The following is a 14938-nucleotide window of genomic DNA, read 5'->3' as shown; positions in this document are numbered from 1 at the left end:
GGACACCCGCGGGGAAGAGGTCAGACAGACCGCTGCCGGATATCCCGGCGCGGCGAGCCAGTGGTGTGCGCGGGGAGGAGAGGGCGGGTGCGGGAGGCCGAGGTGGCCATCGTGGGCGCGGGAGCGGCGGGACTGTCCCTGGCCCACCGCCTCGCGCGGCCCGCTCCCGGAACCCGCCGCGTGACGGCCGTCCTGCTGGACGCCCCGCCGGGCCCGCTCCGGCCACCCGAACGGACCTGGTGCTTCTGGGAGGACGGCCCCGGGCCCTACGACAGCGCGCTGACGGCGTCCTGGCGACGGCTGCGCGTCCACACCCCCGCGGGGCGCCCGCTGGAGGACGACATCTCGCCGCTGTCCTACAAGATGCTGCGCTCCACCGACTTCGAACGCCTGGTCGCGCGTGAGCTGGCGGACAGCAGCGACGTCCGTCGGCTGGAGGCGGCCGTGGAGACGGTGGACGCCGTCGCCGACGGGGCCGTGATCCGTGCCCGGGACGGCGAGGGGAGGCCCGTCACGGTGCGCGCCCGCTGGGTCTTCGACTCCCGGCCGCTCGGCAGCCTCCCCGCGGCCCGGACCACCCTGTTGCAGCACTTCCACGGCTGGTTCGTCCGCACCGACCGTCCGGTGTTCGACCCCGGCACGGTGGAGTTCATGGACTTCCGGGTGCCCCAGCCGCCTCGCGGCCTCGCCTTCGGATACGTGCTGCCCACCGGCCCGCACGAGGCACTCGTGGAGTACACCCGCTTCTCCCGTGCCGTGCTGTCGCGGTCGGCCTACGAGAGCGCGCTGCGCCGGTACACCACGGACGTGCTGCGCCTCGGACGCTTCGAGGTCGTGGCCACCGAGACCGGTGTCATCCCCATGACCGACGCGCGCTTCGCCCGCCGCTCGGCGCCGTCGGTCTTCCGCGTCGGGGCCGCGGGCGGCGCCACCCGCCCCGCGACGGGCTACACCTTCTCCGCCGTCCAGCGCCAGACGCGGGCGATCGCGCGGGCCCTGTCCGCGGGCCGCACGCCGGAGCCCCCGCCCGCCCATTCGGCCCGCTCACGGGCCATGGACGCGGTCCTGCTCCGGGCACTGGACAGCGGACGGCTGGACGGCGCGGCGTTCTTCACGCGCCTGTTCTCCCAGGTGCCGACGGCGCGGCTGCTGCGGTTCCTCGACGGCCGGACCCGGCTCGACGAGGACCTCGCCCTCGGCCTGCGCACGCCCGTGCTGCCGATGCTCCACTCCGCCGCGGAGCTGCTCTGGCTGCCCCGCACCCCCTTTCCCCGACCGTGATCCCGGCACCAAGGAGTCCCGTGCACCCCGACCGAGGCGACCACCCGACCCTGCTGCGCGACGAGGACCTGGCCACCGCCTTCGACCATGCCGCGCGCAGCTACGACACCCTGGTGGCCGCGAACCCCGGCTACCACGCCCACCTGCGCCGCTCCGCGCGCCGCCTGGGCCTGTCCGACCACGGCGGCGGGCTGCGCGTGCTGGACCTCGGGTGCGGCACCGGCGCCTCGACGGCCGCGCTCGCCGAGGTGCTGCCCGGCGCCGAGATCGTCGCGGTGGACGCCTCCGCGGGCATGCTGGAGCGGGCGGCCGCCAAACCGTGGCCCCCGGGCGTGCGGTTCGTGCGGTCCTCCGCGGAGCGACTGACGGACGCGGGCGTGCGGGGACCGTTCGACGCGGTCTTCGCCGCCTACCTCTTCCGCAATGTCGGGGACCCCGACGCCGTCCTCGCGGCCGTGCGCGAAGTCCTCGTCCCCGGTGGCCGGCTGGCGGTGCACGAGTACACCCTCAGTGGCCGGGCCGTCGACCGCGCGGTGTGGACGGGCGTGTGCCGGGGCCTGGTCCTGCCGGTCGCGACCCTGCTCGGCGACGGTGACCTGTACCGCCATCTGTGGCGCAGCGTCGTGGAGTTCGACACGGCGGGCGACTTCGCCGCGCGGGTCCGCTCGGCCGGGTTCACCGACGTCCGGGTGCTGCCCCTGCCGGGATGGCAGACCGGCATCACCCACACCGTCGTCGCGCGCCGCCCGGGCACCGGTGTCGAGGACGGCCGGTGAACGCGCCCGGCCGGGGCGCCGCCGCCCGGCGCGGCAGGGACCGCCGCGCCCGCACCCTCCTGCCCGCGCCCGGCGCGCCGCGCCTGAGCGGCGACCGCACGGTGAGCACCGCGGTCGTCGGCGGCGGGATCGCCGGGCTCGCCGCCGCGACGGCCCTGGCCGAGCGAGGCGTGCGGGTCACGCTCTACGAACGCGAGGCCGTCCTGGGCGGCCGGCTCGCGGGCTGGCCGACCGTCCTCGCGGACGGCAGCACCGCCACCATGAGCCGTGGCTTCCACGCCTTCTTCCGCCAGTACTACAACCTGCGCGGACTGCTGCGGCGCACCGATCCGGGTCTTGAGCGCCTGCGCGGCCTGCCCGACTACCCGCTGCGGCACGCCGACGGGGCGCACGACAGCTTCCGGCACGTGCCGCGCACACCGCCCTGGAGCGCCCTCGGCTTCGTCGCCCTGAGCCCCACCTTCACCCTCCGCGACCTTGCGCGGATGAACCCGGTCGCCGCACTGCCCCTGCTGGACGTCCGCGTCCCCGGCGTCTACACGCGGCTCGACGACGTCAGCGCCCACGACTTCCTCGAGTCGATCCGCTTCCCACCGGCGGCGCACCACCTGGCGTTCGAGGTGTTCTCCCGCAGCTTCTTCGCCGACCCGCGCCATCTGTCCGCCGCGGAGATGGTGTTGATGTTCCACATCTACTTCCTCGGCTCGGCCGAAGGACTCCTCTTCGACGTGCCCGACGAGCCCTTCCCCGCCTCCCTGTGGGACCCCCTGGCCCGCTACCTCACCGGCCACGGCGTCGACCTGCGCACCGACACCCCCGTCACCTCGGTCGACCCCACCGCGGACGGCGGCTTCGTCGTCGCCGCCGACGGGGGTGAACAACGCCACGACACGGTGGTGCTGGCCCTGGACGCCGCCGGTCTGCGCTCACTCGTGGAGCGCTCCCCGCGCCTGGCCGACGCCGCGTGGCGCGAACGGATCGCCAGGCTGCGCAGCGCGCCGCCGTTCCTCGTCTCCCGGCTGTGGCTGGACCGCCCGCTCGACGCCGCCCGGCCCGGCTTCCTGGGGACCAGCGGCTACGGCAGCCTCGACAACGTCAGCGTGCTGGACCGCTGGGAGGGCGAGGCGGCGCGCTGGGTCTCCCGCACCGCGGGCTCCGTCGTGGAACTGCACGCCTACGCCCTGCCGGAGGACGCGGCCCGGGACGTGGAGCAGAAGCGCCTGGTGGAGCAGCTGCACCGGGTGTACCCGGAGAGCCGCGCGGCCACGGTGGTGGACGAACGGCACGAATGGCGGGCCGACTGCCCGCTGTTCCCGGTCGGTGGATACGCGGACCGGCCGACCGTGCGCACCAGTGACCCCGGCCTGGTGGTGGCCGGTGACCTGGTCCGTACGGAGCTGCCGGTGGCGCTCATGGAACGCGCGGCGACGAGCGGCTTCCTCGCGGCCAACGCGCTGTTGGAACGGTTCGGGGTCCGGGGCCAGACCCTGTGGACCGTGCCGGACCGCGGACGCGGCGCGGTCCTGCGCACACTGGCGGGCCTGGGCTGAGCCGCAGCGGCACCGATCGGGGGTGGGATGGCGAAGGCGGGGTAACCGCGTTCGTACCGGGGCCTCGCCACAGGGGCCTTGGCACCGCTAGTTGGGGAGGACGTCGTGGCAGGCATGTTGGAGAAGATCAAGCAGTTCAGCCGGAGCCCGCAGGGCCGCAGGACCATCGAACAGGCCCGCCGTGCCTCCGCGGACCCGCGGCGCCGGGCCCAGGCGCGGCAGCTGCTGGGCCGGCTCCGGGGACGGGGCCGCTGAGCCCACCTCTGAGAGACGTCGCGCGTACGACGGCGCGTCAGCGTCCGTGCCGCCCGGGAAGACCGGCGGCACGGACGCATTGTCAGTGGTCGACGCGAGAATGCGAGCTGCAAGATCAACACCGGGCCCGGACGGGGTATGCGGTGTCCGTTCCTTCTGTCGGAAAGGCCCTGCCGATGCCCCAAGCCCCTACTCTCGCACCGGTCCCGCGCGGTGGGTCCGCGGCCGACGTGCTGCGCCTGGTGTCGGACTCCCGCACCCCGGTGTTCGTCACCGAGTACCCGGGCGGACGGCTCCGCTACGGCTACTGGCGTTCGCTCGACGCCACCACCGGTCGCGGCGGCTGTTACGTCGCCCTGCCGACCGACGTGTGCGAGGAGCTGCGCTCCACCGGCCGTATCACCCTGGGCGAGCCCATCACCGATCCCGCCAGAACCACCTACCGGGTCAGTGCCGCCCGCCCGCAGACCGGTGCCGCCCGCGCCCGCGCCCGCGCCCGCGTCCGCTTCCGCGCCGCGTGAGGTCCCCGGCGGCCCTGCGCGAAGGCACCGTCGCCCTGCACGCCTGATACGGCGCGAGCGGGGCGCGTTCTCGTGCCGCGGGTGACAGGTGAGCCGCTGGATGGCATGGATTCGCGCTCCGTGGTGAGGTGATGCGGGAGGGCGACGGCACGGGTGACGGGAGAGGTCTGGGGATGGCGGGCAGCGATGAGTTCGTCGGGCGGCTGGATCCCGAGATGTGTGTGGTCACGGCCGCGGCGGGCGGTGAACGGGCGGGCTGCCTGGTCGGCTTCTCCTCGCAGTGCTCCCTGCAACCCGTACGGTTCGTGGTGTGGCTCTCCGAGGTCAACCGCACCTTCCGGGTCGCTCACTCCGCGACGTTCCTGGCCGTGCATCTGCTGACCCGTGAACAGCGTGGTCTGGCCGAGGTGTTCGGCGGGCGGACCGGGGACGAGGAGGACAAGTTCCAGCAGGTCCGCTGGCGGGAAGGGCACGCCGGTTCCGTGATCGTCTGTGACGCGGCCGCCTGGTTCGTCGGCCGGATCCTCACGCGTGTCGACGGCGGTGACCATGTCGGCTTCGTCCTCGACCCGGTCGAGTGGGGAGGCAGCGCGGCGCACGACGGGCCGCTGCTGCGACTGGGCGACGCCGAGGGCATCTCGCCCGGCCACCCGGTGGACTGACCGCCCGATCCGGGCCGGCGGAGGCGCGCTCCGCCTGGGCAAGCGGGCCACCCCGTACAGGGGGCGCCGCTTGCCCGGACGAACGCGGTACGCGGGGATCAGGCGGGGGAGACGACGCCGCTCTCCTCGACGACGATCTTCTTCGACGTGGCGCCGTTACGGCTGCCGAGCGCCTCGATCGCCTTGACGACGTCCTCGCCCTCGACGACCTCACCGAAGACGACGTGCTTGCCGTCGAGCCACGGGGTCACCACGGTGGTCACGAAGAACTGCGAGCCGTTGGTGTTCGGGCCGGCATTGGCCATGCTCAGCAGGAACGGCCGGTCGTGCTTGAGCTGGAAGTTCTCGTCGGCGAACTTCTCACCGTAGATGCTCTTGCCGCCGGTGCCGTTGCCGTTGGTGAAGTCGCCACCCTGCAGCATGAACTCGGGGATGACGCGGTGGAAGGGCGAGCCCTTGAAGCCGTAGCCGTTCTGGCCGGTGGCCAGCTCGCGGAAGTTGCGGGCGGTCTTCGGCACGACGTCGTCGAAGAGCCGGAAGACGATGCGGCCGAGGGGCTCGCCGTTCGCGGAAACCTGGAAATAGACGTTCTCACTCATGCGGGCAATTCTCCACTGTCGCGGTTCAGGGCGAAGCACCCCCCTCCCAGGCCGTGTCGAATGAACCGATCTGTCTCAGTTGACCGAGTCCGTCGGCGCCACGGGGTGAGCTTCCAGGCCCGGGGTGGCGAGCAGGTCCGCGACGCAGGCCGCCGTGCCGCCGACATAGGTGCTGACGAGGTCGACGTCGCCGCCGACGCACCAGGCGCGGTCCTCGGGCCACCACAGGTCGGGGAGCTCGAGGGCCGCCTCGGTGGTGTCCCGTGCGGGGGAGTCGGCGTGGTCGAGCGGACCCGCGAGGAGGATCTCGTCGCGGCCGGGGGTGCGGAAGACCGGCAGACCGTCCCAGTCGTAGCGGCCGTAGCCCTCCCACAGGCCGAACCAGCAGTGTCCGGGGGTGCGGGTGTGCCGGGCCAGCACCGGAATCAGGAGGCGGGCCACGTCGGCGGGGGTGGGGCCCTCGTCCGGGTGCTCGTCCCAGACACCGGGGACGGCAGGCGGGTCGTCGTTGCGGTACAGGAAGGGATCAGGGGCGCCGATCACCTCGTGCCAGCGTGTCTCGGCGGTGACCGAGCGGCCGTACACCTCGGCCACCCGCTCCCACCGCACCGGCGCCTCGGCGAGCCGGGCGGGATGCAGGATGCGCGCGTACGCGTCGAACCCGGGTGCGCACACGCCCGCCACCGTGCCGAACCCGTCGTCGCCGGGCGGGCGTTGCTCCAGCCAGCGGGCGGGGGCGAGGTCGCTCGGCTCGACGCGGAGACTTCCGTAGCGGCGCGGGGGCGGTGACTGCTGGACATACATGCCGCCAGTGTCGCCTGTCGCGCCGCGAGGGAGGATGGCGCGGTCAGCGGAGGCGACGCGCGCGCAGGACCACGTCGTCGGTGTGGTGCGCGCCCGCGCCGCCCTCCGGTGCCACGCGGGGGCGTTGCTCGTCCACCTCGATCTGCCAGTCGTCGTCGAGCAGGGCGGCGACCATCGAGGGCCAGACGTAGTCGGCCGGATCGAATCCGCCGTCGTGCGCGTGGGGCTGGTCCATGCCGGCGTGGTGGACGAGGAGCAGGACGCCGCCGGGTGCGACGGCCGCGAGCAGGGCGCGCTCGGCCGCGGCGTCGGGGGTGCGCAGCAGGGCCGGGTACTGGGCGGAGACCAGGTCGAAGGAGGCCGGCGGGAGGTTCGCCTCGGTGAGGCCCGCGTGGACCCAGCGAACGGTCACGCCGGCGTCGCGGGCGTGCCCGGCCGCCCGTTCCAGCGCCACGCCCGAGACCTCGACCGCGGTCACCTCCCAGCCGCCGCGGGCGAGCCAGACGGCGTCCGCGCCCTCGCCGCAGCCGACGTCGAGGACCCGGCCGGGGGTGAGCCCGGCGACCTCGGCCACGAGGGCCCCGTTGGGCCGGCCGCTCCACAACTGCTGTCGCTCGGTGTAGCGGCTGTCCCACTCGGCCCGCACGGCGGGGTCTCCTGCGTATCCGTCGGTGGGCGGCGATCCTGCCGCGATGTTGTCGGTCACGGGCCCACCGTCGCGCACCGGCTTCCGCGCGGCCACTTTTGTTGCCGGTCCGGCAAAAGCAGAACGCCCGGCCGGGGACCCCCGGCCGAGCGTTCCGTCCGCACCGTTCCGCGGTCAGCTCACCTCGGTGATCCGCCACCGCTGGTTGGACCCGGAGTTGGCCTGCCAGGTGGTGACGGCCGCGCCCTCGTTCGTGGCCTGGCCGCCGACCTCCAGCAGACGCCCGGTCGCCGCGTTCACCAGCGTCCAGGTGCCGTCGCCCGTGGTGGACAGGATCCACTCCGTCGCCGGGTCCCGCTCACCGGTGTCCGCCTCGATCACCGGCACGTTGTCGCGCACGGCGAGCCGCTTGCCCTCGGCCGGGTTGGCGAAGACGTAGCGGGCACGGTTGCTGCCCTTCTTGCCGTACTTGGCCTCCAGCCGCCACTCCTGCGCGACCGTGGAGTCGGCCGAGCGGATGACCAGGTTGGTGCCGTTCGCGCCGACGGTCACGACCTTGCCGCTCTGGACACCGGTCAGCGTGTAGGACTCGCCCTTGCTGAACAGGCTCGCGTCCTTGGCGACGCCGGAGACGCCCTTGATGGCGAACGAGGTCACGGACTGCGCGGGGACCGTGAACGTCGCCCTGCCGTCGACGACCCGGACCGGGGCCTGCTTCACGAGCTTGCCGGCCGCGTCGGTGACAGTCGGGGTGACGGTCGCCGAACGCTTGATCGTCCCGAACTTCGACAGGTCGATCGTCACCGCGCGAGGCGCGGTCGTGGAGTTGACGTGGACCAGCGAGGCGCCCTTGCCGTCCTTCGTCACCGCGGCGGCGCTGGAGGTGTCGTCCACCTTGACCAGACGGTCACCGGGCTTGATGAAGTGGGTGAAGTTGCGGGCCGTGTCGAACTTCGTGTTCGTGTAGATCGGGCAGGACTTGAGGGTGTCGGCCGAGGTGCAGCTGAACGGCAGCTGGATCGAACCCCAGTTGCCGCCCTTGGCGGACTCGCCGCCCGGCTTCATGTTGTCGTAGTCCTCGACCGGCTGCCAGAACACCCAGGCCGTGGGCTCCAGTTCGCGCAGGTCGTTGACCATCTGCTGGGCCAGGCCCAGGCCGGGGCGCATGTCGGTGAAGCTCTGCCCGTCGCCCCAGTCGCCCTCGACCTCGCTCATCCACAGCGGCTTGTCGGCCGCCTTCGCCAGGTCGCGGACCGTGGTGCGCTGACCGGTGCCGTAGGTGTGGACGTTCATCTGGTCGACGAGGTCCTTGGAGGCCTGCGAGTAGGAGTTCCAGTTGGTCGCGAACAGGCCGGGGTTGGTCTCGTCCATCGCCGATATACCGGCCTTGACCTTGGCCTTCTTCAGCGCCGGCGCCAGCGCGGCCAGCACCTTCTCCTGCATCGCGGGGCCGATGTGCGCCCCTTCCTGACGGCCGCCCACGGGCTGGCCCGCGGCGTCCAGACGGGTGCCCCAGTAGCCGGTGTTCGGCTCGTTGAAGGGGTCGACGGTGTCGACCTTGATGCCCTCGGACCTCTCCAGCCGCTTCGTCACGCCGGCCACGTAGGCGGCGAAGTCGTCGACCGAACTCTCCTTCAGCTGCTCGGCGTTGGCGTTGAAGCCGCCCGAGACATAGCCGCTCTCCGTCATGAACCACGGCGGGGAGTTCGAGAACGTCTCCCAGTGCGTGATGTCGTTCTTGATGCGGTCGACCCACCAGCGCTGCGTGGCGTCCGCCTTGGCGTTCCAGTCTGCGGGGTCGTCGGCGCTCCACCAGTCGGTGTCGGTGCGGGTGGTGCCCGCCGGGGCCTTCCACCAGCCCTCGACCGCGCCACCGGCACGCAGGTAGTCCTTGACGTCGGGGGCGTTGCCGCCGCCGATGTTGTACCGCGCGATGTTCAGCGCCAGACCGTCGTCACCGAACAGCAGCTTGGCGAGCTTCTCGCGGATCTCCTTGGGGTAGTCGCCGGTGGCGTTGGCGAACCAGACCAGGCTGGTGCCCCAGCCCTCGAACCTGTCCTGCTTGTACGACGGGTCGGGCTGGACGGTGACCGACGCGGTGGCCGTGTCGGCCTGCGCGAGCGGCGCGGGCACGGACAGCAGCGCCGCCCCGGTCGCCAGCGCGGTCATCGACGCGGCCCCGAGGAGCCGTCTGCTGCGGGTGAGTCCTGCCATCGTGTGCTCCCAGCTTCATAGGTGGAAACGCTGCGGTGGTCCCTCCCGCCGGACGTACCGGGAGGGGTGGCCCCGGACGGGCCGTGTGCCGCCCGGGGAGCCGGAGGAGGTGGGGAGGGGGTCAGGCCCGCGGTCGGCGCACCACGGCGACCTCGCGCGGCCCGAGTTCGAGCCCGTCGCCGGTGGCCGTGCCGTACAGCACGTCCCCGGTGAAGCCGGGCAGCGGCACGGTGTCGTCGGTGCGGTTGACCAGGAACAGGAAGGTGTCCTCGGCGTTGCCGCGGACGACCAGTTCGACCCGTCCGCGCGCCTCGGCCGGCAGCTCGCTCGTCACACCGGCCGGCTCCAGCAGACGCGGCAGCAGCGCGGTGAGCCCCTCGACGCCGAGGCGTGTGGAGACGTAGGCCGCCGAACCGGCGTTCGTCGTACGGCGGGTCAGGGCGGGGCGGCCGGCCTGGTCGCCGGTCTCGTAGCGGGCGAGGACCTCGGTCCGCTCGTCGGTCAGGGTGATGCGGTCGGTCCACAGGGTGCCGGTCGAGCCGTCGTCCAGGGACACCGTCTCGTCGGCGAGCAGCGGGCCGAACTCCTCGACGCGGATGCCGAGCAGGTCGCGCAGGGCGCCGGGGTAGCCGCCGAGCCAGACGTGGTCGTTCTGGTCGACGATGCCGGAGAAGTAGGTGGTGATCAGGTGGCCGCCCTGCTCGGCGTAGCGGGTGAGGTCCTTGGCGAGGTCCGCCGGGACCACGTGCAGGACGGGCGCGATCAGCACGTCGTAGCGCGCGAAGTCGCTCTTGGTGGTGACGAGGTCGGCGCGCACGCCGAGGGCGAGGAGCGCCGAGTACCAGTCCAGGCCTTCCTGGCGGTAGTTGAGCAGGGAGGTGGGGTGGGAGTCCTGTTCGCTGGCCCACCAGGAGTCCCAGTCGAAGACGATGCCGACCCTGGCGCTGTTCCGGGTGGAACCGGCCACCGGGGCAAGGGTCTTGAGGGTGGCGCCCAGCTCGGCGACCGCGCGGAACAGCTCGCTGTCGGCGCCGGCGTGCGGGACCATCGCGGAGTGGTACTTCTCGGCACCGGCCGCCGACTGCCGCCACTGGAAGTAGCAGACGGCGTCGGCGCCGTGCGCCACGTGCAGCAGGGAGTCCCGGGCCAGCTCCCCGGGCCGCTTGGCCACGTTGACCGGCTGCCAGTTGACGGCGCTGGTGGAGTGCTCCATCAGGAACCACGGCCGCCCGCCCGCGATGCCGCTGGTGAGGTTCGCGGAGAAGGACAGTTCGTCGCGGGACTGCGGTCCGGGGTGGACGTAGTGGTCGTTGGAGACGAAGTCGATCTCCTCGGCCCAGTCCGCGTAGTTCATGCCCTTGGTCTCGCCCATCACCATGAAGTTGGTGGTGACCGGGACGTCCGGGGTGATCGCCTTCAGGAGGTCCCGCTCGGCGCGCAGATAGTCCTTCAGGGCGTCGGAGGAGAAGCGCTTGAAGTCCAGCTGCTGGGTCGGGTTGGGGTGCGAGGCCGCCAGCCGCGGGGGCAGGATCTGCTGCCAGTCGGTGTAGCGCTGGGACCAGAACGCGGTGCCCCAGGCGTGGTTGAGGGCGTCGAGGGTGCCGTAGCGGGCGCGCAGCCAGTCACGGAAGGCGTGGGCCGCGTCGTCGGAGTAGTCGTAGACGTTGTGGCAGCCCAGCTCGTTGGAGACGTGCCAGGCGACGAGCGCCGGGTGGTCGGCGTACCGGGTGGCCATCTCGCGGACCAGGCGCAGGGCGTGCTCGCGGAAGACCGGGGAGGTGGGACGCCAGTGCTGACGGGCGCCCGGCCACAGGGTCTCGCCGGTCGCGGTGACCGGCAGGATCTCCGGGTGGGCCGTGGTCAGCCACGGCGGCGGGGAGGCGGTGGCGGTCGCCAGGTCGACACCGATGCCACCGGCGTGCAGCAGGTCCATGACCTCGTCGAGCCAGCCGAAGTCCCACGCGTCGGGGCCCGGTTGCAGACGGGCCCAGGAGAAGATCGCCACGGAGACGACCGTGACACCGGCCTCCCGCATCAACCGGACGTCCTCCTGCCACACCTCCCTCGGCCACTGCTCGGGGTTGTAGTCGGCGCCGAAGCCGAGACGCGGGGTGGGATCACCGTCCGCCCCGCTGCGGCGGGAGTGGAGGGTGGAGATCATGGCGGTCCTTCCGAAGGGGTGGTGCACAGGGGCGGCGCGGCCCGGAGCCGCGCCGCCCGGTGTCTACTGCTGCCGCGAGAACTACTTCTCGACGGTGAAGCCCTGCTCCTCGGCGTACTTCACCGACGCGTCCTGCCAGGCCTTCAGACCCTGCGCCAGCGTGGTGCCGGAGACGTAGGCCTTGCCGACGGTGTCGTTGAAGATCGAGTTCGCGTACGGCTGGAAGGGCAGGTACGACCAGTCGCTCGCCACGTTCGCCGCGGACTCGGCGAAGATCTTGTTGGCCTCCTGGCCGCCGAAGTAGTCGAACTTCTTGCCCTGGAACTCGGCCGAGTCCAGCTCCGCCTTGGTGGCGGGGAAGGCGCCCTCGGAGACGCGCGTGGCGACACCGGCACCGGCGTTGGCGTACTCGGTGAAGGCGTAGGCGAGAGCCTTGTTCTTGGCCAGCGCCGGGACGGTCAGCGAGCTGCCGCCGTTCTCCGCGCTCGCCTTGTCGCCCTTGGTCCAGGCGGGCATCGCGGCGGCACGCCACTGGCCCTTGGCGCCCGCGACGCCGGTCTCGAAGTTGGCGGGCATCCAGGCGCCGGTGGCCAGGGTGGCGATGGTGCCGTCGCCGAGGCCCTTGTACCAGTCGTCGGTCCAGCCGGTGACCGGGGCGAGGAGCTTCTCGTCGACCAGCTTCTGCCAGACGGCCTCGTACTTCTTCGCGCCCGCGTCGTCGAAGTCGATGCCGACCTTGGTGCCGTCGACCTTGTACGGGCGCGAGCCGGACTGCCACAGCAGGGAGGTGGTCAGGCCCGCGTCACCGGTGTCGTTGGCGATGTAGGCCTTGGGGTCGGCCTTGTGGAGCTTGCGGGCCGCGTCCAGGTACTCGTCCCAGGTGGTCGGGACGGCGATCTTGTACTTGTCGAAGACCTTCTTGTTGTAGAACAGCGCCATCGGGCCCGAGTCCATGGGCAGGCCGTAGACCTTGTCGCCGTCGCTGACCGCGTTCCACGGGCCGGGCGTGTACTTCGAGGCGAGCTTGTCGGCGCCGTAGGGGGCCAGGTCGGTCAGGCCCTTGGTGAGGGAGTACTGGCCGAGCGCGAAGTACTCGACCTGGGCGACGTCCGGGACGCCCTTGCCGGCCGAGATCGCGTTGGACAGCGCGGTGTAGTGCTTGTCGCCGGAGCGCTCGCTGACCAGGTTGACCTTGACCTTGGGGTACTTCTTCTGGAAGTCGGCGGCCACGGTCTTCAATGTGGGCTCCCACGCCCAGACCGTGATGTCGCCGCCCTTGTCCAGGGCCGCCTTGATGTCCGCGGCGGAGACGGCCTTGGTGTCGGAGTCGTCGTCGGAGCCGCCGCAGGCGGTCAGGCCCAGGGCGAGGGTGGAGACGAGGGCGATGCCGCGCAGGATGCGGCTCGGTGTTCTGCGCATGGAGGTGCTTCCACTTCTGCGTGGGTGGGACAGGTGAGGGTGGGGGTGGTGCGGGTGGTGCTCCAATGGGGGGCTTGCGGGCGCCGGCCTCGTCACTCCTTGACGCTTCCGGCGGCGAGACCGGACTGCCAGTACTTCTGGAGGAACAGGAACGCGGCGATCAGGGGGATGATCGTGAGCAGCGAGCCGGTGATCACCAGGTTGAAGATCACGTCGCCGCCGATGGTCTGGGCCTGCGAGCTCCAGGCGCTCAGACCCAGGGTCAGCGGGTACCAGTCCGGGTCCTTGAGCATGATCAGCGGCAGGAAGTAGTTGTTCCAGGTGGCGACCGTGGTGAACAGCAGCACGGTCACGATCCCCGGCGCCAGCAGCGGCAGCGCGACCTGGAAGAAGGTGCGCAGCTCGCTCGCCCCGTCCATCCGGGCCGCCTCCAGGAGCTCGGTCGGGATGGCCTCGGCGGCGAACACCCACATCAGGTAGAGGCCGAACGGCGAGACCAGGGACGGGATGATCACCGCCCAGGGGGTGTCGGTGAGCCCCAGCTTGCTGAACATCAGGAAGGTCGGCACCGCCAGCGCCGTGGCGGGTACGGCCACCGCGCCGATGACGACGGCGAAGATGGCGCGCTTGCCGGGGAAGTCGAACTTCGCCAGCGCGTAACCGCCAAGCACCGCCAGCAGCGTCGCGCCGCCCGCGCCGAGCACCACGTACAGCAGGGTGTTCAGCAGCCAGCGGCCGAAGATGCCGTCGTGGTAGGTGAAGGTGGTCCGGATGTTGTCCCACAGGGCGAAGTCATGGGCGAACCACAGCCCGTTGGAGTCGCCCAGACCGGCCTGGGTCTTGGTGGAGTTGATGACCAGCCAGATCAGCGGCACCACGGTGTAGAGGACCATCAGGGCCATCAGCACCGTCATCAGCACACTGCGGCGCGGCTTGTCCGGGCTGTGCTTGCGCGGGGTCCGCAGCCGGGGCGGGCTGCTGCTCCGGCTGCTGCTCTTGGCGGGGGAGGCGGTGGGGGCAGAGGTGCTCATCGGGTCACGCTCCCTTGCGCATGCCGCGCAGCTGCACGACGTAGGCGACCACCATGGTGAGCAGGCCCATGATGATGGCGACCGTCGCGGAGTAGTTGTGCTGCTGGCCGGCGAAGGACAGCGAGTACGTGTAGAAGTTCGGCGTGTAGTCGGTGGTGATGGCGTTCGGCGCCAGTGGGCGCAGGATGCTCGGCTCGTTGAAGAGCTGGAAGCTGCCGATGATCGAGAAGATCGTGGCGATGACGATCGCGCCCCGGATCGCGGGGAGTTTGATCGAGGTGATCACGCGCCACTGTCCGGCGCCGTCGATCTCCGCCGCTTCGTACAGCGAGTTGGGGATGACCCGGAGCGCCGAGTAGAAGATCAGCATGTTGTAGCCGACGAACTCCCAGGTCACGATGTTGCCGATGGAGGCGAGCACCCAGTCGGGGGAGAGCAGGTCGGGCAGCGAGGTGCCGAACGCCTCGTTGATGTCGCCCACCAGGCCGTACTTGGTGCCGTACATGAAGCCCCACATCAGGGTGGCGACGACGGCGGGCACGGCGTACGGCAGGAAGATAGTGATCCGGAAGAAGCTCTTGCCGTAGAGGCGGCCGCTGTCCAGCGCCAGCGCCACCAGCAGGGCGATGCCGAGCATGATCGGCACCTGGATCGCCAGGAAGAGCCCCACCCGGCCGACAGCAGACCAGAACTGGTCGTCCTTGAGGGCCTGGGTGTAGTTGTCCAGGCCGACGAAGTGGTTGCCGCCGATCAGCTGGTTGCGGAACAGGCTCAGGTAGATCGAGTACGCGATGGGTGCGAGGAAGACCAGCGCGAAGACCGTCACGAACGGGCCGATGAATCCCCACCCCGTCCAGGAGCGTCGGTCCCGTGGTGCCGGCGGCGGTGCCGGGCGCGGCTCGGCCGTGGCCGGCGGGTGCAGAGTTGTCATGATCGTTCCTCGCTCGTTCACTCATGGAACCCCCGCCCGCACCGGTTTCCCGCGTGGAGCGGCCGGGATGGTCACGCAAACACCGATC

14 protein-coding genes are annotated in these 14938 nt (G+C 71.6%); 6 read left to right on the top strand and 8 right to left on the bottom strand.

Annotated elements, in window-relative coordinates:
• Window positions 1–87: 87 nt before the first annotated feature.
• The 6 genes from ACH41F_RS15875 to ACH41F_RS15850 all read left to right on the top strand — a co-directional run bounded on the left by ACH41F_RS15875 (window position 88) and on the right by ACH41F_RS15850 (window position 5045).
• Complete coding sequence (locus ACH41F_RS15875; protein WP_398835971.1) at window positions 88–1281, top strand: lycopene cyclase family protein; 1194 nt, start codon at window positions 88–90, stop codon at window positions 1279–1281.
• 20 nt (window positions 1282–1301) lie between these two features.
• Window positions 1302–2057, top strand: a complete 756-nt coding sequence (locus ACH41F_RS15870) for a methyltransferase domain-containing protein (protein WP_398835968.1) — start codon at window positions 1302–1304, stop codon at window positions 2055–2057.
• Window positions 1988–3607 carry an FAD-dependent oxidoreductase gene (locus ACH41F_RS15865; protein WP_398835965.1) on the top strand — a complete coding sequence of 540 codons (1620 nt, stop codon included), beginning with the start codon at window positions 1988–1990 and terminating at the stop codon, window positions 3605–3607. The genes ACH41F_RS15870 and ACH41F_RS15865 overlap by 70 nt, the downstream gene beginning before the upstream one ends.
• 105 nt (window positions 3608–3712) lie before the next feature.
• Window positions 3713–3862 (top strand): hypothetical protein, encoded by a 150-nt coding sequence (locus ACH41F_RS15860; protein ID WP_391231566.1) that lies wholly within the window; start codon window positions 3713–3715, stop codon window positions 3860–3862.
• A 176-nt stretch (window positions 3863–4038) separates the two neighbouring features.
• Window positions 4039–4383: a hypothetical protein gene (locus tag ACH41F_RS15855; RefSeq protein ID WP_398835962.1), complete on the top strand. Its 345-nt coding sequence runs from the start codon at window positions 4039–4041 to the stop codon at window positions 4381–4383.
• A gap of 173 nt (window positions 4384–4556) precedes the next feature.
• Window positions 4557–5045, top strand: a complete 489-nt coding sequence (locus ACH41F_RS15850; protein ID WP_398835959.1) for a flavin reductase family protein — start codon at window positions 4557–4559, stop codon at window positions 5043–5045.
• A gap of 98 nt (window positions 5046–5143) precedes the next feature.
• Here the strand turns inward: ACH41F_RS15850 and ACH41F_RS15845 are convergent, their stop codons facing one another.
• From ACH41F_RS15845 to ACH41F_RS15810, 8 genes are all read right to left on the bottom strand, one after another.
• A complete protein-coding gene (locus ACH41F_RS15845; RefSeq protein WP_391230921.1) occupies window positions 5144–5644 on the bottom strand; it encodes a peptidylprolyl isomerase in 501 nt (166 codons plus the stop codon).
• Between the two features lie 75 nt (window positions 5645–5719).
• Entirely contained in the window at window positions 5720–6448 is a 729-nt protein-coding gene (locus tag ACH41F_RS15840; RefSeq protein ID WP_391230922.1) for a hypothetical protein, read from the bottom strand.
• A gap of 43 nt (window positions 6449–6491) precedes the next feature.
• Entirely contained in the window at window positions 6492–7154 is a 663-nt protein-coding gene (locus ACH41F_RS15835; RefSeq protein ID WP_391230923.1) for a methyltransferase domain-containing protein, read from the bottom strand.
• A gap of 114 nt (window positions 7155–7268) precedes the next feature.
• Window positions 7269–9308: an RICIN domain-containing protein gene (locus ACH41F_RS15830; protein WP_398835955.1), complete on the bottom strand. Its 2040-nt coding sequence runs from the start codon at window positions 9306–9308 to the stop codon at window positions 7269–7271.
• Between the two features lie 121 nt (window positions 9309–9429).
• Window positions 9430–11469 carry a beta-galactosidase gene (locus ACH41F_RS15825; RefSeq protein ID WP_398835952.1) on the bottom strand — a complete coding sequence of 680 codons (2040 nt, stop codon included), beginning with the start codon at window positions 11467–11469 and terminating at the stop codon, window positions 9430–9432.
• Window positions 11470–11550: 81 nt separating this feature from the next.
• Window positions 11551–12888 (bottom strand): ABC transporter substrate-binding protein, encoded by a 1338-nt coding sequence (locus tag ACH41F_RS15820; protein ID WP_398835949.1) that lies wholly within the window; start codon window positions 12886–12888, stop codon window positions 11551–11553.
• Between the two features lie 92 nt (window positions 12889–12980).
• Window positions 12981–13919 carry an ABC transporter permease subunit gene (locus ACH41F_RS15815; protein ID WP_391230927.1) on the bottom strand — a complete coding sequence of 313 codons (939 nt, stop codon included), beginning with the start codon at window positions 13917–13919 and terminating at the stop codon, window positions 12981–12983.
• A 4-nt stretch (window positions 13920–13923) separates the two neighbouring features.
• A complete protein-coding gene (locus ACH41F_RS15810; protein ID WP_391230928.1) occupies window positions 13924–14850 on the bottom strand; it encodes an ABC transporter permease subunit in 927 nt (308 codons plus the stop codon).
• Between the last annotated feature and the right edge of the window lie 88 nt (window positions 14851–14938).

Source organism: Streptomyces sp. NPDC020489 (genome assembly GCF_044386545.1).
GTDB lineage: Bacteria > Actinomycetota > Actinomycetes > Streptomycetales > Streptomycetaceae > Streptomyces.
This window is presented reverse-complemented; position numbering and strand designations above follow the sequence as displayed.

Coding starts and splice junctions, on each gene's coding strand:
- ACH41F_RS15865 (WP_398835965.1), top strand. CDS start 1,988: ATGGCAGACCGGCATCACCCACACCGTCGTCGCGCGCCGCCCGGGCAC.
- ACH41F_RS15855 (WP_398835962.1), top strand. CDS start 4,039: ATGCCCCAAGCCCCTACTCTCGCACCGGTCCCGCGCGGTGGGTCCGCG.
- ACH41F_RS15850 (WP_398835959.1), top strand. CDS start 4,557: ATGGCGGGCAGCGATGAGTTCGTCGGGCGGCTGGATCCCGAGATGTGT.
- ACH41F_RS15845 (WP_391230921.1), bottom strand. CDS start 5,644: ATGAGTGAGAACGTCTATTTCCAGGTTTCCGCGAACGGCGAGCCCCTC.
- ACH41F_RS15840 (WP_391230922.1), bottom strand. CDS start 6,448: ATGTATGTCCAGCAGTCACCGCCCCCGCGCCGCTACGGAAGTCTCCGC.
- ACH41F_RS15830 (WP_398835955.1), bottom strand. CDS start 9,308: ATGGCAGGACTCACCCGCAGCAGACGGCTCCTCGGGGCCGCGTCGATG.
- ACH41F_RS15825 (WP_398835952.1), bottom strand. CDS start 11,469: ATGATCTCCACCCTCCACTCCCGCCGCAGCGGGGCGGACGGTGATCCC.
- ACH41F_RS15820 (WP_398835949.1), bottom strand. CDS start 12,888: ATGCGCAGAACACCGAGCCGCATCCTGCGCGGCATCGCCCTCGTCTCC.
- ACH41F_RS15815 (WP_391230927.1), bottom strand. CDS start 13,919: ATGAGCACCTCTGCCCCCACCGCCTCCCCCGCCAAGAGCAGCAGCCGG.
- ACH41F_RS15810 (WP_391230928.1), bottom strand. CDS start 14,850: ATGACAACTCTGCACCCGCCGGCCACGGCCGAGCCGCGCCCGGCACCG.